Here is an 18347-nt window from a genome sequence, read left to right as displayed (position 1 = left end):
CGGCGATTCTGCCTGGGGGAAGGTATTGCCGCGCGGTGGTCGAGGGGCCACGATGTGCTCGTGCCGACCGTGACTGACGCCACTGAGCCACAGACCCAGCCGAGCCCTACGGGGGCCGATCCCGCCGCGCGGGTCCGGCGAGTCATCAGTTCCTCCGGGGCACGGTCCGGGGTCCCGGCCGACTCCGGGGGACTGCGCCTCCTGGACGCGGCCCTGGGGCGGTTCGACGCTCCCGTCGACATCCGGGTCCGGGGCGGCCTGGGGTCGGGGAGGCGGACGCTCGCCGCGGCGCTGCGCGCCCGCCGTGGGTGGCGGGCGTCTGTCGACGACCTGGATGCGCTCGTCGCCCCAGGCGCGCCGGTACCGGTCCCGCCGGATGTGGAGATCGTGTGCCTGCGCACCGCCCCCTGCCGCCATGAGGAAGCGTGGATACGGCGACCGCGCCGTCACGGCTTACTGGTGGTGGCGACGGGAGTAAATAGGAACGACGACGACGGCATCGGCGACGGCAGCAACCCAGCCACACCGCACTGGGCCCGCGGGCTGCCGTCCGTGGATGCCCGGGAGCCCTCGGACGGGTCGGTCGACCTTGTCGTGGCGTTCGTCGACCGCGCACTCCGTCGGCTGGCGGAGGTGAGGGTGGCCAGGCTGAGTGCGGATCTGGAGGAGCTCTGCTCTCACGGACAGGTCGGCGATCTCGCCGAAGCTGCCCTGTGCTCGCTCGACGAATCGGCCCCGCGATGACGGCGGCGCCCACCCGGGAACTGACGATCGCCGTCCTGGGGGCCAAGGATTCGGCCGCACCCGCGGTGGCGGAGGCACTGGCCGAGGCGGCGGAATCCACCGGCGAGGGCGGCGTCCGCGTCCGCGTACTCGTGGACGCCGGGCCCGAGGACAGGCCGGACGCGGCGGTTCTCGTCGTCGACGCCGTATGCCCCGTCCGTCCCGACGACGTGGAGGTGGCCCGCGGCGTCGCCTCGCGCGTGCCGATGGCGGTCGCCCTGGCCGGCCGGGCCGACACGTGCACGGCGGCGCAGTTGTCCGAGACAGTGGACGTGACCACCCGGCGACTCGTCGAATCCGGGGTGCGGGTGCCGGTCCACCTGGTCGACGGCGACCTGCCCGGCGCACCGGCGGCGCTTCTCACCGCCCTCCTCTCTTCCCTCGATTCCTCGCCCGATTCCGCCCGGGGCGCCCCGGGAGTCGCGGCAACAGCCGGCGGCCCCGTTCCCGTCGGGCCGGATCCCGGGGTGGCCACCGTCGACTGGCTCCTGGCACGGCGCACCGAGGCCATTACGGCACGCTCCCAGGCGTTGCGTCAGGACGTCCAGGCACTGCGGATGGAGGTCGTCCAGGACCTGCACCGTTCGCTGCGCGACCTCGGCGGCCGCGCCCGCGAGGAACTTTCCGCCGCGCCACGAGCCCGCGTGGATCCGCTGGTGCACGGCCTCGCCGCCGACGCCGACGCCGCAGTCGACGGCACCATCGCCCGGGCGGACCGGCGCGCCGATGCCCTGGTCACCCGTCACCTCGGGGTCACCGCTCCCCTCGGCCCACGGATCCCGGCACCGACGAGCGGGATCGTCCCCGGCCGGCCGCCGCGGAACGTGGGCGAGGAACTGCTCGTCATGGTCATGGGCGCGGCGGGCGGAACCGGCGTGGGGCGCATGGTGCTCTCCCCACTGGCCGAGCTACCCGGCGCGGCCATGTTCATCATTCCGCTGGCCCTCGTCTGCGGGCTTGTCCTCGGGTGGACCACCGTCGTCGTCCGGCGGACGCAGACCCTGCGGACCCACACCGTCGCCGCCGTCAACGAGCGGCTCGCGGCGCTGCGCGCCGAGGCCGAACAATCGCTGGGAGCACGCATACTCGCCGCCGAGTCGACTATCACCGACGGCTTCGCGCACGATCCCGGGCCCAGGGTCGCCGACCTGGAGCGCCGCATCCGCCTCCGGCGCTCAGGAGGGGCCACCCACACGGCTCCGACCGCACGTACAGTTGCTGCACCCACCGGCGCGGCACCGGCCGCGCCCGCCCCTGCAGGGAGCACCACCGCATGACCGACCCCCTCTTCGGTTCCGACCCCTTCGAGCACGGCACCTCGCCCGATGTGTGCGGTCTCGAGGGCGCCCCACTGGCCGCGTCCAGTTCTCTCGGCCTCCACGTTCCCGTCGGCGACGACGTCCTGGACCTCGGATCGCCGGAAGCCGACCTCGATGGTGACGGCTTCATGGAGGCCGTGACGCGCTGCGACATCCGCGGCCTGACCGTCTATACGGATGTCGACGGAGACGGCACCGTCGACCACGTCTCGACCGTGCGGTTCGACGGCAGCTACGACTCGTGGCGCCTCGCCAATCCCACCGAGGGTGTGCCGTTCGGCGGCTTCACCAACGACACCGAGCCCGGCCCGTCCGGAGCCGCGCATCCGCCCGCACGGTGGGAGCGCACAGACCACGGGCACATCTGAAAACATGAGGCATATCTCACATCGGGGTGGACGAGGGGGCTAGTAGGCGCCACCTGCCCTATGTTGACGATACTGTGTGTCTGAGACCATGCACCACGCGCGAGGAGCTGTGATGACCACCACAACCATTCCCGGCCTCGAAGGTCAGGTACCAACCGATCATGCGGAGATGCTCGCGTGGATCGCGGAGGTAGCCGAGCTGACTCAGCCGGACCGGGTCGTCTTTGCGGACGGCTCCGACGCGGAGTGGGATCGACTCACCGGGGAACTGGTCGAGAGCGGCACGTTCGTCAAGCTGAACGAGGCCAAGAAGCCCAACTCGTTCCTCGCGCAGTCTGACCCCAAAGATGTCGCCCGGGTCGAGTCCCGGACATTCATCTGCTCGAAGACCGAGGAAGACGCCGGCCCGACCAACAACTGGCGCGATCCGGCCGAGATGCGCGCCCAGATGACCGAGCTGTTCCGGGGAAGCATGCGCGGCCGCACCATGTATGTAGTGCCCTACTGCATGGGCCCGCTCGACGCAGAGGACCCGAAGCTCGGCATCGAACTCACGGACTCCGCCTACGTAGTGGTCTCCATGAAGGTCATGACCCGCATGGGCTCGGCGGCGCTGGACAAGATCGGTGAGGACGGCGACTACGTCAAGGGGCTGCACTCGGTGGGCGCTCCGCTCGCGGAGGGCGAGCAGGACGTCCCGTGGCCGTGCAACGAGGAGAAATTCATCACCCACTTCCCGGAGGACAGGGAGATCTTGTCCTACGGCTCCGGCTACGGCGGCAACGCCCTGCTGGGCAAGAAGTGCTTCGCACTGCGCATCGCCTCCGCCATGGCCCGCGACGAGGGCTGGTTGGCCGAGCACATGCTCATTCTCAAGCTCATCTCGCCGGAGGACAAGGTCTACTACATCGCCGGCGCTTTCCCGTCCGCCTGCGGTAAGACCAACCTCGCGATGATTCAGCCCACACTTGAGGGCTGGCGCGCCGAGGTGGTCGGCGACGACATCGCGTGGATGCGCTTCGGCGACGACGGCCGCCTGTACGCGGTCAACCCGGAGTTCGGATTCTTCGGCGTGGCACCCGGAACTAACTACTCGTCCAACCCGAACGCCATGAAGACCCTGGAGCCCGGGAACGCCATCTACACCAACGTGGCCCTCACCGACGACGGCGACGTCTGGTGGGAGGACCTCGAGGGCACCCCGGACCACCTCATCGACTGGCTGGGCAACGACTGGACCCCGACCGGGGACGGCAAGGCAGGAAACGCCGCGCATCCGAACTCGCGCTACTGCGTGCCGATCGACCAGTGCCCCGTCGCTGCGCCGGAGTTCAATTCGCCCGAGGGCGTCCCGATCTCGGCGATCCTGTTCGGTGGCCGCCGGGCCGATACCGTCCCGCTGGTGAGCGAGGCGTACTCGTGGAACCACGGCGTCTACATCGGCGCAACGCTCTCCTCCGGGCAGACGGCTGCGGCCGAGGGCCAGGTCGGGGCCGTGCGCCGCGACCCGATGGCCATGCTGCCGTTCCTCGGGTACAACGTCGGTGACTACTTCCAGCACTGGGTCGACATGGGCGCCCGCGGCGGGGACAAGATGCCCAAGATCTTCCTGGTCAACTGGTTCCGCAAGGGCGCCGACGGCCGCTTTGTCTGGCCCGGGTTCGGCGAGAACAGCCGTGTGCTCAAGTGGATCGTCGACCGCATCGAGGGTCGCGTCGAGGGTGACGAGACCGCAGCCGGCGTCACCGCACGCGCCGCGGACATCGACATGACCGGACTGGACACCCCGGCCGAGGACGTCGAGGCCGCCCTGGCGGTGGACCCCGAGGAGTGGCGTCGCGAACTCCCGCTCATCACGGAGTGGCTCGAGTTCTGTGGCCCCAGGGTCCCGGCCGAGGTCCACGAGGAGTTCGCCGCGCTCAAGAAGCGGCTGGGCTGACAATCCCACGACGCGACGCAGAGTCTCAGTAGACGGGCCGCACCCACCGGGTGCGGCCCGTTCTTTGAAACTATGTGACATGCCCTCTTCACTGTGGAGCCAAACGATGACACAGTAGTAGTTGCGACATTGCGTCGCTCGTCTCTGGGGGGAGGTACATGAGAACCGCGATCACAGGTCTTGTGGCCATCCCCGTCCTCGTGGCCGGGGGCCTCGGCATAGCCGCCGCCTTCGGGATCATCGATACCCCCTCCCCCGATTCCCCTCAGCTCCTCGATGCCTCCACAGCAGCACTACCCTCCGCCGCCGCCTCGGGCCTCGGCGGCACCGCGATCGAGGGTTCACGGCCACACCTCACCGTCATCGACGGTCGGGCTACGCTCACGCTGCCCGGGGCGTTGCCCGCGATCCTGTCCGTGGTGTCCGACCGGCCCACATTGCTGAATTCGCTGCCTACCGGCTCCGAAGAGGACCGCCCCTCGAGCCGCACCGTCGACAAGGCGCCTGCGGACCGCGACGTCTACGACGACGCCGTCGAAAACTCCGGCGTCAGCAACAGCAGCTCAACCGATGACCTCCGCTCTTCACCGAGGTGAGCCCCGATACCAGGAAGCCTCCCTCAACCCGGTGGTGGCACTCCGCACGGCTCCGTGTCACGGCCGGAATCACGCTCATCACCGCCGCCGTGTTCGCGGCGATGGTCGTCTTCACGGTCCAGCTGCTCGACCTCAGCACCGAGCAGGTGACCGACTCCCGACTCAACCGTGAGGCCGCCGACTTCTCGACATTCATGACCGCGGGCATCCTGCCGTCCTTCGAATCCGAGAGCCCCACGGTGGAGCAGCTGATCCGGGCGTACCTGGCCCAGCAGTACCCCGCCTCCGAGGTGCTGCTCATCGGGACGGCGAACGGCTCCGGAACGCAGTTCACGCTGTCCCGCTACAGCGCTGACCAGGATCCGCTCTTCCCTCCGGGAGTGCGATCCCAGGTCCAACGCATCGGCCTGGTCTCGACCGAGAACTCCGGCATCATCGACAAGTCGGTCCGCTGGCGCAAAGCCACCGTCGAGAGCCCGGCGGGCACGGCCAATATCGTGGTGGCCATCAACTACGCAGGTGCGGACCGCGAGACCGACAGCGTCGCCGACTACCTCCTCTGGACCAGTGCCGGCGGCATGGTCCTGAGCGCCCTGCTGGCCTGGTGGATCGCCGGCCGGATGATTGTGCCGGTACGCCGGATCCGTGAGGCGGCAAAGACGATCACCGCGGACGACCTCTCACGGCGGGTGCCCTCCGACGGCCCCGACGAGATCGTCTCCCTCGCCGACACCGTCAACGAGATGCTCGGGCGCGTGGAAGACGCGTACCGGACCCAACGAGAGTTCCTCGACGACGCCGGACACGAACTTCGCACCCCGCTGACGGTGGTCCAGGGAAACCTCGACATCATGCCGGAGGACGAAGAGGGCCGGGCCGAATCCACGCGCCTCATCCAGGACGAGCTCTCGCGCATGACCCGGATCGTCGACGACCTGCTCACCCTGGCACGAGCCGACCGCCCCGATTTCCTCCGCACCGCCCCCACCGATGTGGCCGAACTGGTGCTGGACATCGAGGCCAAGGTCGAGGTGACCGCCGACCGGGACTGGCGGGTCATGCCGTACGCGGAAGGCGTCGCCCGGCTCGATCAGCATCGGATCACCCAGGCCGTCCTCCAGTTCTGCTCCAACGCGGTCCGGTTCACCGGCCCCGGCGACACGATCGAGATCGGGTGTCATGCCCTGGAGCCCGGCGAGCCGACCATCCCGGAAGGCTTCGCCACGGGCCGTCATCCCGAGACCCCGGATCGCGAGATCAGCCGTCGTCGACTGCTCTGGTGGGTTCGCGACCACGGCGCCGGTATCCCCGCAGGGGAGGAGGAGAGCATCTTCGAGCGGTTCCACACCGCACGTGGCCAGCTCCGCGACGGACGAGGCGGCACGGGGCTCGGTCTGGCCATCGTCTCGACGATCGCTCGTGCGCACGGCGGCCGGGCGTTCGCCTTCAACGCGCGGGGCGGCGGCGCCACGTTCTGCATCGTCGTGCCCTTCGTGAACCCGGACGATGACCGGCGAATGCGCCCGGGTACCACCGATCGGCCTGCCCCCAGGGTGCAGACGTGAGGACACGGTTGGAACGCACCGGTCGCCCGGGGTTCTGACGTGCGATACTCCGTAGTCGGAGAAGGAGGGTTACATGACGAATGTTCTCGTCGTGGAGGATGACGATCTCATCCGTTCGGTCTTGGTCAAAGCACTCGGTGGTGCGGAGTACACCGCGCTCGAGGCGGTGGACGGCGCCAGTGCACGCGCCATCCTGTCGACCATCTCCGACATCGACCTCATGCTCCTCGACATCGGTCTGCCGGACGTCGACGGCCTGACCCTGCTGCGTGAGGCCCGTGCCCACGGATTCAGCGCCCCCGTCATCATCCTCACGGCCCGCGACAGTGTCGCGAACACCGTCGAGGGACTGGACTCCGGCGCGAACGACTACATGGTCAAGCCCTTCCGCGTGCCCGAGTTGCTCGCCCGTATCCGACTGCGTCTGCGCGAGCACGAGGCCTCCGAGGACCCCGGCATCCTCGAGCACGCCGGCATGCGCCTGGACATCCGTACGCGCCGCGTCGAGGTGGACGGCCGCATCCAGGAACTCACCAACCGCGAGTACTCGCTGCTGGAAATGCTGCTGCGCAACAAGGGCGAGACGATCAGCCGCGAGCAGCTCCTCGAGAGCGTGTGGGGCATGGACTTCGATCCCGGCTCGAACATCGTCAACGTCTACATCCGGTCCCTGCGTCGCAAGATCGGCGAGAACAAGGTCCAGACCGTCCGGGGCGTCGGCTACCGCGTGGAGTGACGGCGGCGTCCGACACCGGCCGCCGCCCAGCGCTCAGCCCTGCGCGGGCTCCCAGCCGAACGGCATGAGCACGCTCTGCAGTTCGCAGTACGCCTCGAGCCCCTCGGGTCCGTTCTCGCGACCTAGCCCTGAGTTCTTGAACCCGCCGAACGGGGCCGTGGGGTCGAAGGCGTACCAGTTGATACCCATGGTGCCGGTGCGGACCCGCTTGGCCACGGCGAGAGCGGCGTCCGGGTCCTGCGAGTAGACCGCGCCGGCGAGTCCGAATTCTGAGTCGTTGGCGATCTGCACGGCCTCGTCGACGGTGTCGTAGGGGATCACCTGGATGACCGGCCCGAAGATCTCCTCCTGGGCGATGGTCATGGAGTTGTCGACGTCCCGGAACACCGTCGGGTGCACGAACGCGCCCTCGGCGACCTCCGCGGGCAGCCCTTCGACCTTGCCCCCGCCATAGGCGATGGTGGCGCCCTCCTCGACACCCTTGCGGATGTACCCCGCGACGCTGGCCTGCTGCTTGTGGTTGGCGAGCGGGCCAAACACGGTGCCCTCATCTGCGGGGTCGCCGACGGGCATGAGCGAGACGTTGTCGACGAGCGCCCGGACCACCTCGTCGTAGCGGGAGCGCGGCGCGAGGATGCGGTTCTGTGAGATGCAGGCCTGGCCCGAGTTCATGAGCGCCGAGAAGACCATCGTGCCGCCGGCGGTGGAGAGGTCGGCGTCCTCGAGGACGATCGCGGCGCTCTTACCGCCGAGTTCCAGCGAGCAGCGGGTCAGGTTCTCGGCCGCGATCTTGGCGATGTGCTTACCGACGCCGGTGGATCCGGTGAAGGAGATCTTGTCGATCTGGGGGTGCGAGACGAGGTGGTCGCCGACGGAGCTCGGGCCCGTCACCACGGACAGCACACCCTCGGGCAGGCCCGCCTCGCGGAACAGATCCGCCAGCCACAGCGCGGAGAGCGGGGTGGCGGACGACGGCTTGAGCACCACCGAACTGCCGGACAGCAGTGCCGGTCCCAGCTTGGCGGCGTTGAGGTACAGGGGGACGTTCCATGCGGTGATGGCTGCTACCACTCCCACGGGCTGGCGGGTGACGACGGACGAGCCGTACTCGCCCTGACGGACCTCTGACCAAGGGAAACTTGCGGCAAGCCCGGCGTAGTAGCGCAGCACCCCGAGCGAGGGGGTCACCTGGATCATCGCGGCGGTCGACGGGGGCGTGCCCATCTCGTCGGACAGGATCTGGCAGATCTCGGCCTGACGCTCTTCGAGCATGTCGGCCACGCGACCGATCAGCGCACCGCGGTCGGCGGGCGGGGTGGTGCGCCAGACGCCGGACTCGAAGGAGTCCCGGGCCTGGCTGACCATCTCGTCCAGGTCCTCGATGGTGGTTTCCGCGACCCGGCCGACCACGGCGTTGGTCGCAGGAGAGGTGACCTCGAGGACGCCGGTGGTGATCGGATCGGTCCAGCGTGAGCCGGAGAAGAGCTTGTCATGGACGACGACCACAGGGACCTCCGCGAATGGGAAACAAGAACGTGTTACAGCTCACTGTAAACGAGTCCCAGACCCCAGGAGGTGTCTTGTGATTGCTCAGCGCGCCCGCAGGACCAGCACCAGGTTCGACACCAGTACCTCGCGCATTCCCGGCACCCGCACGAGCCACCACGCCCACCGCGGGTGATAGCGCGGGAACGCCCCGAGCAGGTCCGCGGAGTCCGTGTCGCGCGCCCACTCCAGCCCCTCGGCACAGCCCACCTCGAACAGGGACTCGCCGTAATAGTTCTTGGGTGGGTGCCCGTGGCGCCGCTCGTAGATGCGTCGCGCACGTTCCCCGCCGAGGTAGTGGGTCAGGCCCATCTCGTGGCCGCCGAACGGTCCGTACCAGAGGGTGTAGGAGACGACGACGAGACCGCCCGGTCGCGTCACCCTGCACATCTCCTCGGCCATCGTCCAGGGCTCGGGGACATGTTCGGCGACATTGGAGGAGATACAGACGTCGACCGAGTCGGACCGGACGGGCAGCGCCATCCCGCTACCTCGGATCGAGCCCGCCTGACTCAGTCCGGCTGCCGCCATCTCCCCCACGTCCGGCTCCACCGACACGTAGCGGGCGCCCTCGGCGGCGTAGGCGTCGGAGAAGTAGCCGGGCCCGCCGCCCACATCGAGCACGGTCAGCCCCGGCAGCCTGCCGACCGGGGACGCAGGAACACCGGGACCGTCCCCGGCCTGCTCCCACAGATCGGCTACCAGTTCCACGGTGTCGCGGGCGAGTCCGGAGTAGAAGACATCCGGGTCGGACTGCTCCTGTGGGAACGAGCGCAGCAGCCCCAACGATCGCCCGAGGGTGGCGCGGCGGGCCACCGACCTCAGAGCACCCGAGCGGTGGACGGCGTCAGTGATCACAGCGGTGACGATACCGGCGAGCGGATGCGGCCCGCCGCTGCGTACAGTGTCCGCGTGGCTCGAATCCTGCTGCTGTGCTGGCGAGACAGCACCCATCCCCAGGGCGGCGGCAGCGAACGTTATCTGGAGCACGTCGCCGACGGTCTCGCCTCGGCCGGGCACACCGTCGTCTTTCGCACCTCCCGATCACGCGGCGCGGCCCGCTCATCAAGGAGCGAGGCCGGCGTCAGGTTCAGCCGGGCCGGCGGCCGGTTCACCGTGTATCCCCGGGCTCAGGCCGCAATGCTGCTCGGGAGGCTCGGGCTGGGACCGCTCGGCGTTCTGCGGCGGCCCGACGTCGTCGTCGACACCCAGAACGGCGTGCCCTTCTTCTCCCGCCTGGCCACCACCGCTCCGGTGGTCGTGCTGGTCCACCACATCCACCGCGAGCAGTGGCCGGTCGCCGGATGGCTGGTGGCGCGGATCGGCTGGTGGGTCGAGTCGTGGTTGGCACCGCGCGTGCACGTGCGCAGTCAGTACGTGACGGTGTCGCTGCCGTCCGCGGACGAGCTCGTCGAGCTGGGAGTGGACCGCGGCCGCATCGCGGTGGTGCGTAACGGACTCGATCCCCTGCCCGCCGGGATAACCCCGGGCGGGCCGGGTACGCGCTCCGACGGCCCGCGCCTGGTGGTGCTCTCGCGACTCGTGCCGCACAAGCACGTGGAGGACGCGCTCGACGTGGTGGCCGCGCTGCGCACCGAGCATCCAGGGCTGGTGCTGGATGTGATCGGCAGCGGCTGGTGGTCCGACAAACTTCGTGCGCACGCCACGTCGCGAGGACTCATCGGCGACGTTGTTGCTCCCACCACCGACGGTGCGGTGTTCCACGGGCACGTCGACGAAGCCACCAAACACCGCCTCCTCGCCGGCGCCACTGTGCACCTCATGCCCTCGCGCAAGGAGGGCTGGGGGCTGGCGGTGTCCGAAGCCGCGCAGCACGGTGTGCCCACGATCGGTTACCACCACGCCGCGGGACTGCGGGACTCCGTCGACGACGGCGAGACCGGCCTCCTCGTAGACGATGTCGCGGCCATGACGGTCGCCACGCGACGCCTACTCGCCGACCCCGGTCTCCGCGACCGCATGGGCGAGGCGGCCCGTCGCAAGGCCGCCGGGATGTCGTGGCCCGCCACCGGATCCGCGATGGCGGAAGTGCTCACCGCGGTGTCCGAGGGGCGCAGGGTCAGCGGCGTGATCGGCGGGGGGATCGGCGGCTCCTGACCAGCGCGAACGCCACAGTTGCCCCGAGCAGCAGTAGCCAGAGTGCGTGCGCGGCCAGCACGACCCCGCGAGCCGCCGACGTCGCCGCGGGTGGCGCACCGTGACCAGTCTGCGGGGCCAGCTCGTAAAGGACCAGTTCGGAGTCGGCGAACCTCGTCGTCGTCGTGGTCGTCGTGGTCGCTGTGGTTGGCGTGGTTTCCGGGCTTTCCGGGCTTTCTAGGCGTTCCCGGGCGTCCGGGGTCCCCGACAGGGTCCGCGCCGACTCCCCCCGCGGCCCTGCGGACGTGCGCTCGTCGAGCACCCACCGCACGCCCAGGTCGGTGAGGACGTCGGGGGCGTCGCCGCGCAGGAGTGCCTCGGTCGCCCGGCGCGCCCGGCCACCCTCGCCAGAGACCGCCCTGCCGCTCACCACCAGATCGCCGGCGACCAGCACTCGGGTGCCGAGCAGTCGCGGAGCAGGGTCGAGCACCGCGGCACCGCCTGCCCACAGCGGCGTCGAGCGGAACGACCCCGCGGGCAGGACGAGTAGGTCACCCGGCTGACCGTCCACGATCTGTGCGACGGCAGCCCACCCCGGCCCGTAGGTCACCGGGCGCAGTTGCGACCACAGGGCCACGGGGGCATCGGGCACGGACGCCACGGCCACCGCAGTGATCAGCAGGCCCGCCCCCGCCGGCCGCAGGAATCGAGCGAGTGCGCGGGTCGCCAGCGCCAACGCCACCACCGTCGCGGGCAACGCCAACGCCACGAACTTCTGTGTGTCCCGCAGCAATCCCGCCCCCGGTGAGGCCGTGACCAGAGCGTCGAGCACAGCGATTCCCGGGCCCGTCGCGGCCGCACCGATGAGCAACCACGTGGCCACGGCGACCGGGACCGTCGCCTTCACGGCCGGCTGGCGTCGCGCTCGCCACAGCCCAGGCGTCGCGACCGCCCACACCAGCAGCAATAGCACCAGCGCCGCGATCGTCCACAGGGTCGCTCGCGACGGCGGGACGGCCTCCGAGTTCCAGATCCCGCCGAGCGACACCACCGAGCCGAGGGTTCCGATGCCCGGCTCGGCGCGGGCCGCGAACGCCGCCACCCCGGTCACGGCCGAGCCCGCCGCGGCTGCGCCCGATGTCTCGCCTGACGCCCTGCCTGCAACGCTGCCCGCCCCCGAGAGCACGGTCGCGAGCACCCACGGCAAGGCGGTGAGCAGGGCCGTTACGGCGATCATCGCGGCTGCTCTGGCTCGTCGCGCACCCGCCGCCAGCAGCGACGCCGCCGCCGCGATCACCGCCAGTAGCCACCCGGTGGGGGTCAGCCCGGCCGCTGCCAGGGCAGCGCAGGCGGCGGCTATGCGGGCGCCGCCGAGGCGCGGGACGGTTGCACTCGGCGCGGCGGTGGCAGTGGTGGCGGCGGTCGTCGTGTCGGGCGCGGGCGGGGAGGCGAGCAACACCGGCATCGTCATCACGGCCGCGACCCCGGCCAGGAGGGACCAGTGCCCCTGCAGCAGTCGCTCCACCACGAACGGATTCCACACCGCGCCCACGACCGCCGGCAGCCGCAGCCACACCTCAGCACGCGACGTCACACGCACCAGAGCCCCCGCCGCCACCGCCAACCACACGCAGAACACCGCCGTGAGCAGGCCTGTCAACGGCCACACCGGCAGGCCCGCCGCGTCGAGCGCACGGGTCGCCCAGGCCATCGCCACGTCCTGCGGGACCGCGCGGGCAGCCGACTCCCCCAGCCCGAGCGCGGCATCCGACAGCGGCGGCGTGGGAGTGGCCACCCAGTCGCGCAGCAGCGGGAACCCCGGCCGCGCGAGCCCCGAGAGCAACAGCGCAGTGACCAGCAGTCCGATCGCCGCGTCCACAGCGACTGCCCGTCCAGTACCGCCGACCGCCCCGGCACCAGCATCAGCCGACGCGCGACGGGTCCCGGTGGTGGAGGCTGACATGCGCACATTCCACCACGTCCACCACACCCCACCCGCGACCGCGCAGCCGGCACCTGCCGACGCGGCCCCTACGATCACCGTGTGGACGATCAGGCGCGTGAGGCGACACCGGACTCCGCCACCAGGCGCTTCCTGACGGGCGCGGGCGCGGTGACGGCGGGCTCGATGCTCGCCAATATCGCCGCCTACCTGCTACATCTGCCCGCGTCCCGGTGGCTCGGGCCGGAGGGCTACGGCGCTTTTGCGGCCTTGCTCTCGGCGCAATTGCTGGTAGCGGTGCCGTCGTTGGCCCTGCAGGCCGTGGTGGCCCGTGAGCACGTGCGCGGGGTGCCGCCCGAGGTGTCGCGGGCGCTCGGTCGCCGGGTCGCCCTTCTGGTCGCCCTGCTGGCGGCCGCGGCCGTGGTGCCGGTGTCACTCCTGCTCGACACCCCTGTGTTCGCGACCGCCGCGGCCCTGGCTCCCGGTCCGTTCTTGTGTCTGCTGGCCACCGAGCAGGGGCTACTCCAGGGAAGCGAGCGGTTTCGCGGGCTCGGAGTGGTGTTGGCCGCTGCGGGCGCGGGCAAGGTCGTCCCGGCTGTGGCCGTGCTCGCCGCGGGCGGTGGTGTGGGGTTCGCGTTGGCCGCCGGGGCTGTGGGCGTCGCGGTGGCCTGGATGATCGCCGCACGGATCGTGCGGTCGGGGAACCGGCACCAGCTCCCGGCCACGACGGCGACAACGGTGACGACGACGCCAGACCCCTCCCCCGCCGGCGGGACGTCATTGGCCTCACCCGGTGTCGCGGCTGTGCTCGCCGCCGGGCAGGTCCAGTTGGTGATGATGGCCCTGACCTCGGTCGATCTGCTCCTCGCCCGCGCAATTCTCTCGCCCGAGGACGCCGGCAGATATGCATTGGGGGCGGTCGCCGCCAAGGCTGCGTTTTGGCTGCCGCAGGCCGTCGGGACAGTGCTGTACCCACGGATGGCGGACCCGGCCGGACATCGTGGCGCCGTCCGCTCCGCAGTCGGCGTCCTGTTGGGCATCGGCGCGGTGATGGTGGTCGGTGTCGCGGTGGCGGCCCCGCTGGTGCCGATGATCGTCGGCGACGCGTATGCGCCGGTCGCGGGGCTTTTGTGGGCTTTCGCGGCTCTCGGCGTGACGTTGAGTGTCCTCCAGGCGTTCCTCCTCGCCACTATCGCCACGGACCGAACCGTGGAGGCCGGGATCGCCTGGTGCGGGCTGCTGCTCACGGCGGTGGTCGTGTGGGCTGTCCCCCGTGAGGTTCCGGCGGTGCTGGGCGGGACCCTTGCTGTGGTCTTGCTCACCACGAGCGTCGCCGGGTGGCGGGCACTCCGGACCCGCCCCGCCTAAGGACGCACCCGCGTCGCGCTGGACCGCAGCACCCCTGCGCTCGCTCCAGCACACGCATCCGCACCCGCAGCTCCAGCGCACGCATCCGCACCCACAGCTCCAGCGCACGCATCCGCACCCGCAGCTGCGGCCCGCTCGAGCCGAATCCTGCCCCGACTGCCCCATCGCCCCGCGAGACCCATCGAATTCCGCTGCACCCATGGGGCCCCTTAGGTGTGACGCGATCGGATAGGTGTCGCGTAGGGGCGAGGGACTTCGCGGAATGGGTCCAGCGCGGCGGCGGCACATTTCAGGCGCGGTGCATGGCGCGCAGAGCAGCCAGAGGGACGATGCGCACCGGCAAAAGAAAACGTCCTGCGCATCCGCCGCGTGGGCGTGATGTGCAGGACGTTCTCGGTCGCGTCGACGGGGCCGGGGTCTGGGGATCACTCAGTCCCTGGAGGGGTTCACTCCGCCCGGACCACGATCGACTCCGGCAGCTCCGGGCCCGGCTCCTGCCGTCCCGCCTGCGGCTCGAGGAGCTGCACGTCCGACTCCGCTGGTTCCGCGGCGTGTGCCGCCGCCACGCAGGCCCAGCACGAGGCCTCCGACCAGAGACAGCAGACCGAGGATACCGAGCACGAGCGGTACAACGCGACCGAAGGTGTTCAGCGTGTCAGAGCTGTCCTGAGCGGCCGCGAGAGTCCCGTCCTGGGTCTCCTCGTTCCAACCGGACTGGAAGCGGACGGCCGTGCGGGTGGGCTCGGACTTCTCCTCCTCCATGCGGGCCTTGTCGTTGAAGAAGGCCTCGGCTTCGTCCTGGTCCTCGGCGAAGAACTGGTAGATGTCCTCCTTGCCGTTGATGATCTGGCCGGTTGCCGGGTTGACCCACACCGTGCGCGTGTTGGTGTAGAAGCGACGCATGTCGACCTCGCGCTTCGGATCCCCCTTGAGTCCCCACTGCCCGGCGGTCATGCCCTCGCGGCGGTAGCTGGCCAGGATGGATTCGACGGCGGGGTCGTAGCCGTCGGAGATCGCAGCGAAGTGGTCGCGGATCGAGGACCACATGTCGATGGGGCCGAGCTCCTGCTTGAACTCGTAGGCGTCCATACCGCCGACGGTCGTCTCGCCGACGAACGAGATCGGGTTGGTCGTGAAGGTGCTGGCGTCGAAGTAGTCGTAGTTCTTCTGCTCGGTGTCGAACGGGAACTTGTACTGCAGACCGTTGCGGACGAAGCCTGTGGGAGCCGTCTCGTCCCCCTTGTCCCCGGAGGACACCACCTGGAGAGTACTGGTGGGCTCATCGACCGGCATGGCGGTGACGCGGTCGAGCGTGATGCGGTCGATGGTGGCGTTGATCAGGCCCGCAGCATCGTCGCCCTCAAGGTCCTCACGCAGCAGGGACTGAGCGGCCTGCATCGTGATGACCTCGCCGTCCGACGGCTCCACGGCCTGCACGCGACGCTGCGAGTACATGGGGATGTCGTTGTCGATGAAGCAGGTCACCGGGATCTCCGCCTCGGGGGTCTCGGCAGCATCTTCGGCTTCGTCGCCCTCGGCAGCGCCCTCAGCCGCTTCGCCCTCAGCCGCTTCGCCCTGAGCCGCTTCGCCTTCAGCCTCGTCACCTTCGGCAGAGCCGGCGTCGCCGGCACTGCACTCCGGCCGGTCGGCGTTGAGCTCGGTGGGCGTGTTGCCGGCGAGAGCCTTTCCGACCAGTACCGTGCCCTGCGCGGTTTCCGTGACGGTAGTGGAGTTGATGTCCAGCGGCGTCTTCTTCTGTGCCGGGACCACAAAGAAGACGAGCGCGAGTGCGATAGTGATCAGAAACGCGCCGAGTCCGACGAGGACCAGTGCGGGCACTGATGACCTCCCCGCGGGACTGCTCTGTCGTGCCATCGGATGTCCTCCTGGTATCGCGCTCTCGGCCCGCCGGCTCATGCCGGGTGGTTTCCCGGGGCGATCGCCCGGCCGGGCCCTCATCAGGAGAAGATTAACAGTGATGAAGAACGCATTCGGCACCCCCGACCAACGAGTCGGAACTCTGCCCTCCGCGAAGGGGTATGTTCCGGCGCTCGAGGGTATGCGCGCGGTCGCTGCTTTTTCGGTGCTCACGACGCACGTGGCGTTCCAGACCGCCTCGTCCACGGGGTCGGTGATCCACCGCATATGGGGTCGGATGGACCTGTCTGTGGCGGTGTTCTTCGCGCTTTCGGGGTTTTTACTCTGGCGGGCCCACGCTCTTCACGCGCGACGCGGCGGTGAGGGCACGGCGCGTCCCGCGGGGGAGTACCTGCTGTCACGGCTGGTGCGGATCATGCCGGCGTATCTGGTGTTGGTGGCGGCGGCGTTCCTCCTCATCCCGCGGAACGCCCACAGTTCGCTGTGGACCTGGACGTCCAACCTGACGCTGACGCAGGTCCTAGTTCCTGATTCTCTGGTCGAGGGCCTCACGCACGCGTGGTCGCTCTCGGTGGAGATGGTGTTCTATCTCGTGCTGCCGCTGCTGTGGTGGGCTCTGGCCGCGCTGCGGGGTCAGGCGGCGCGATGGCGCATCCCGGTGATCGCCACAGTGGGGGTGGCGAGTCTGGGCTGGGCGTTGGTGCCCTGGTATGAGCTCGGGTTGCCTGACCGGCTGAACGACCAGATCCTGCCGCCGGCCTTCACCTCGTGGTTCGCGGCGGGGATGATCCTTGCCGAACTCTCCACGGCTCCCCCCGGCCGGGTGGCGGCGCTGGCCCGTCACCGGCACGCGCGATGGGCGTGGTGGTCGGTGGCTGCCGCAGCGTATTTCGCCACCACCGTCCCCCAGTGGTTCACCGAGGGGTTCGTCCACCCGGCGGGCCCGGAGTTCGCGGCCCGCACCGCTCTGGGCGCAGTGGTGGCGTTCTGTCTTCTCGCCCCTATCGCACTGGCACCGGCGGGGCTGCGTTTCGCTGTCCTGGGCTCACCGGTGATGAACGCCCTCGGCAGATGGTCCTACGGGGTGTTCCTGTGGCACGTGCTGGTTCTGCATTTCGCGTTCCAGATAGCGTTCGTGGAGATGTTCGCCGGGCAGATGCTCACGATCTGGCTGGTGACGGTGGTGGTGTCGACGGTGATCGCCGCGGCCAGCTACGCGTTGGTGGAGGAGCCGTCGCGTCACTGGCTGTCACCGCGCAGGAAATCACGCCGGGCATCACGCCGGGCACCGGGCCGCGAGACGGGAGCTCTGCCGTCCGAGGGCCAGGCCGCGGCTAGTCCGGCGCAGACGAGTCCGACCATCGTCGCGACCTGAGGCGCCCATCCGTCGCCGGCGTATGAGAGCGGATCGGGCCAGGGTGAACGAGCCAGCAACGCGGCGCCGGTGGCGATCCCGATGCCGGATCCCGCGATCAGCATCCGTCGCACCCGGCCGGCGCCGAGATAGCGGCTCGCGCCCAGTGCGCTGACGGTCAGCGCGACGGCCAGTCCGAGCCCGACCGGACCGGCCAACACGTAGCCGACGCCGGCGGTAGCAGCCGCGGTCACTGCACCACGTGCCTGCCGCGGGGTGGCCCGTGCGCCCGCCCGGTCGCGGCCTCCGCGGACGAGGAACAGGAGCAGGACCAGGAACAACGCGACGGGGCCGGTGATCAGCGCGGCCCGATACGGCGCATCGAGCGGGACGGTCAGCACGAGGGTCGCGCCGGGTCCTGCGGGCAGCACCCAGCCCTGCTTCCAGCCGTCCACGGTCACGGGTCGCACGTCGAGCAACTCGCCGGAATCGTCGGCCACGAGCCGTGCCTCCCACGCCGGGGACACCGATTCCGGCACCACCAGCACGCGTTCGCGCAGCGAGCCGGTCAAGTGCAATTCGCGCCGCGAGTCCTCCCACGCCATGGTCGTGACAGCCCGGGTGGGCTGGGAGGCCCCGCCGAGGACCTGTGCGGGTCCGCCCGTGGTTCCTCCGGGGTCGACGACGACGAGGCCCACCGTGTCCACCGTGAACGCCTCACCAGGTTCAACGGAGATCTCCTGCGGCCCCGCGGCCAGCGCAAGGGGGTCGACGTCGCACAGTTCCGCCCGGAGTGCGCGGCCCTGCAGGAGATCCCGGCGCGTGGCCTCGACCCTGGTGCGGACCACCCGGTCGCC

Annotated in this window: 14 protein-coding genes; 10 read left to right on the top strand and 4 right to left on the bottom strand. The window is 70.0% G+C overall.

What is annotated here, in order from left to right; translation table 11 throughout:
- Positions 1-60: 60 nt before the first annotated feature.
- The 7 genes from ON04_RS06205 to ON04_RS06180 all read left to right on the top strand — a co-directional run bounded on the left by ON04_RS06205 (position 61) and on the right by ON04_RS06180 (position 7306).
- On the top strand, positions 61-744 hold the full coding sequence (locus ON04_RS06205; RefSeq protein WP_141564656.1) for a hypothetical protein: 684 nt from the start codon (positions 61-63) through the stop codon (positions 742-744).
- Entirely contained in the window at positions 714-2060 is a 1347-nt protein-coding gene (locus tag ON04_RS06200; protein WP_238529250.1) for a hypothetical protein, read from the top strand. Before ON04_RS06205 ends, ON04_RS06200 begins: the two co-directional genes overlap by 31 nt.
- Entirely contained in the window at positions 2057-2470 is a 414-nt protein-coding gene (locus ON04_RS06195; protein ID WP_010540727.1) for a DUF6802 family protein, read from the top strand. Before ON04_RS06200 ends, ON04_RS06195 begins: the two co-directional genes overlap by 4 nt.
- A gap of 112 nt (positions 2471-2582) precedes the next feature.
- Positions 2583-4409 carry a phosphoenolpyruvate carboxykinase (GTP) gene (locus ON04_RS06190; RefSeq protein WP_010540726.1) on the top strand — a complete coding sequence of 609 codons (1827 nt, stop codon included), beginning with the start codon at positions 2583-2585 and terminating at the stop codon, positions 4407-4409.
- Positions 4410-4567: 158 nt separating this feature from the next.
- Positions 4568-5005: a hypothetical protein gene (locus tag ON04_RS15925; RefSeq protein ID WP_010540725.1), complete on the top strand. Its 438-nt coding sequence runs from the start codon at positions 4568-4570 to the stop codon at positions 5003-5005.
- Positions 5002-6570, top strand: a complete 1569-nt coding sequence (locus ON04_RS06185; RefSeq protein WP_010540724.1) for a sensor histidine kinase — start codon at positions 5002-5004, stop codon at positions 6568-6570. Before ON04_RS15925 ends, ON04_RS06185 begins: the two co-directional genes overlap by 4 nt.
- A 73-nt stretch (positions 6571-6643) precedes the next feature.
- Positions 6644-7306, top strand: coding sequence for a response regulator transcription factor (locus ON04_RS06180; protein ID WP_010540723.1), 663 nt, complete (start codon positions 6644-6646; stop codon positions 7304-7306).
- A gap of 33 nt (positions 7307-7339) precedes the next feature.
- On the opposite strand, the gene ON04_RS06175 is transcribed toward ON04_RS06180, so the two are convergent.
- Both ON04_RS06175 and ON04_RS06170 read right to left on the bottom strand, forming a co-directional pair.
- Positions 7340-8812: an aldehyde dehydrogenase gene (locus ON04_RS06175; RefSeq protein WP_010540722.1), complete on the bottom strand. Its 1473-nt coding sequence runs from the start codon at positions 8810-8812 to the stop codon at positions 7340-7342.
- An 84-nt stretch (positions 8813-8896) separates the two neighbouring features.
- Positions 8897-9709, bottom strand: coding sequence for a class I SAM-dependent methyltransferase (locus ON04_RS06170; RefSeq protein ID WP_050815281.1), 813 nt, complete (start codon positions 9707-9709; stop codon positions 8897-8899).
- Between the two features lie 54 nt (positions 9710-9763).
- On the opposite strand from ON04_RS06170, the gene ON04_RS06165 reads away from it, so the two are divergent.
- Complete coding sequence (locus ON04_RS06165; protein ID WP_029457873.1) at positions 9764-10969, top strand: glycosyltransferase family 4 protein; 1206 nt, start codon at positions 9764-9766, stop codon at positions 10967-10969.
- Here the strand turns inward: ON04_RS06165 and ON04_RS06160 are convergent.
- Entirely contained in the window at positions 10932-12911 is a 1980-nt protein-coding gene (locus tag ON04_RS06160; RefSeq protein WP_010540719.1) for an MmpA family trehalose lipid delivery protein, read from the bottom strand. The two genes, ON04_RS06165 and ON04_RS06160, sit on opposite strands and share 38 nt — an antisense overlap.
- Positions 12912-12992: 81 nt before the next feature.
- Here ON04_RS06160 and ON04_RS06155 point away from each other — a divergent pair, with 81 nt between their 5' ends.
- Entirely contained in the window at positions 12993-14258 is a 1266-nt protein-coding gene (locus ON04_RS06155) for a polysaccharide biosynthesis protein (RefSeq protein ID WP_010540718.1), read from the top strand.
- 429 nt (positions 14259-14687) lie between these two features.
- Here ON04_RS06155 and pgfA read toward each other — a convergent pair whose 3' ends face one another.
- Positions 14688-16133, bottom strand: a complete 1446-nt coding sequence (gene pgfA, locus ON04_RS06150; RefSeq protein WP_141564655.1) for a cell envelope lipid trafficking protein PgfA — start codon at positions 16131-16133, stop codon at positions 14688-14690.
- Positions 16134-16236: 103 nt separating this feature from the next.
- Between pgfA and ON04_RS06145 the strand changes: the two genes are divergently transcribed.
- Complete coding sequence (locus ON04_RS06145; RefSeq protein ID WP_010540716.1) at positions 16237-17511, top strand: acyltransferase family protein; 1275 nt, start codon at positions 16237-16239, stop codon at positions 17509-17511.
- Positions 17512-18347: the final 836 nt, after the last annotated feature.

Origin of the sequence: Dietzia alimentaria 72 (assembly GCF_000226215.1) — a bacterium.
Taxonomy (GTDB): Bacteria; Actinomycetota; Actinomycetes; order Mycobacteriales; family Mycobacteriaceae; genus Dietzia; species Dietzia alimentaria.
Note: the sequence above shows the minus strand (reverse complement) of the source record. Positions and strands in the feature narration are given on the sequence as shown.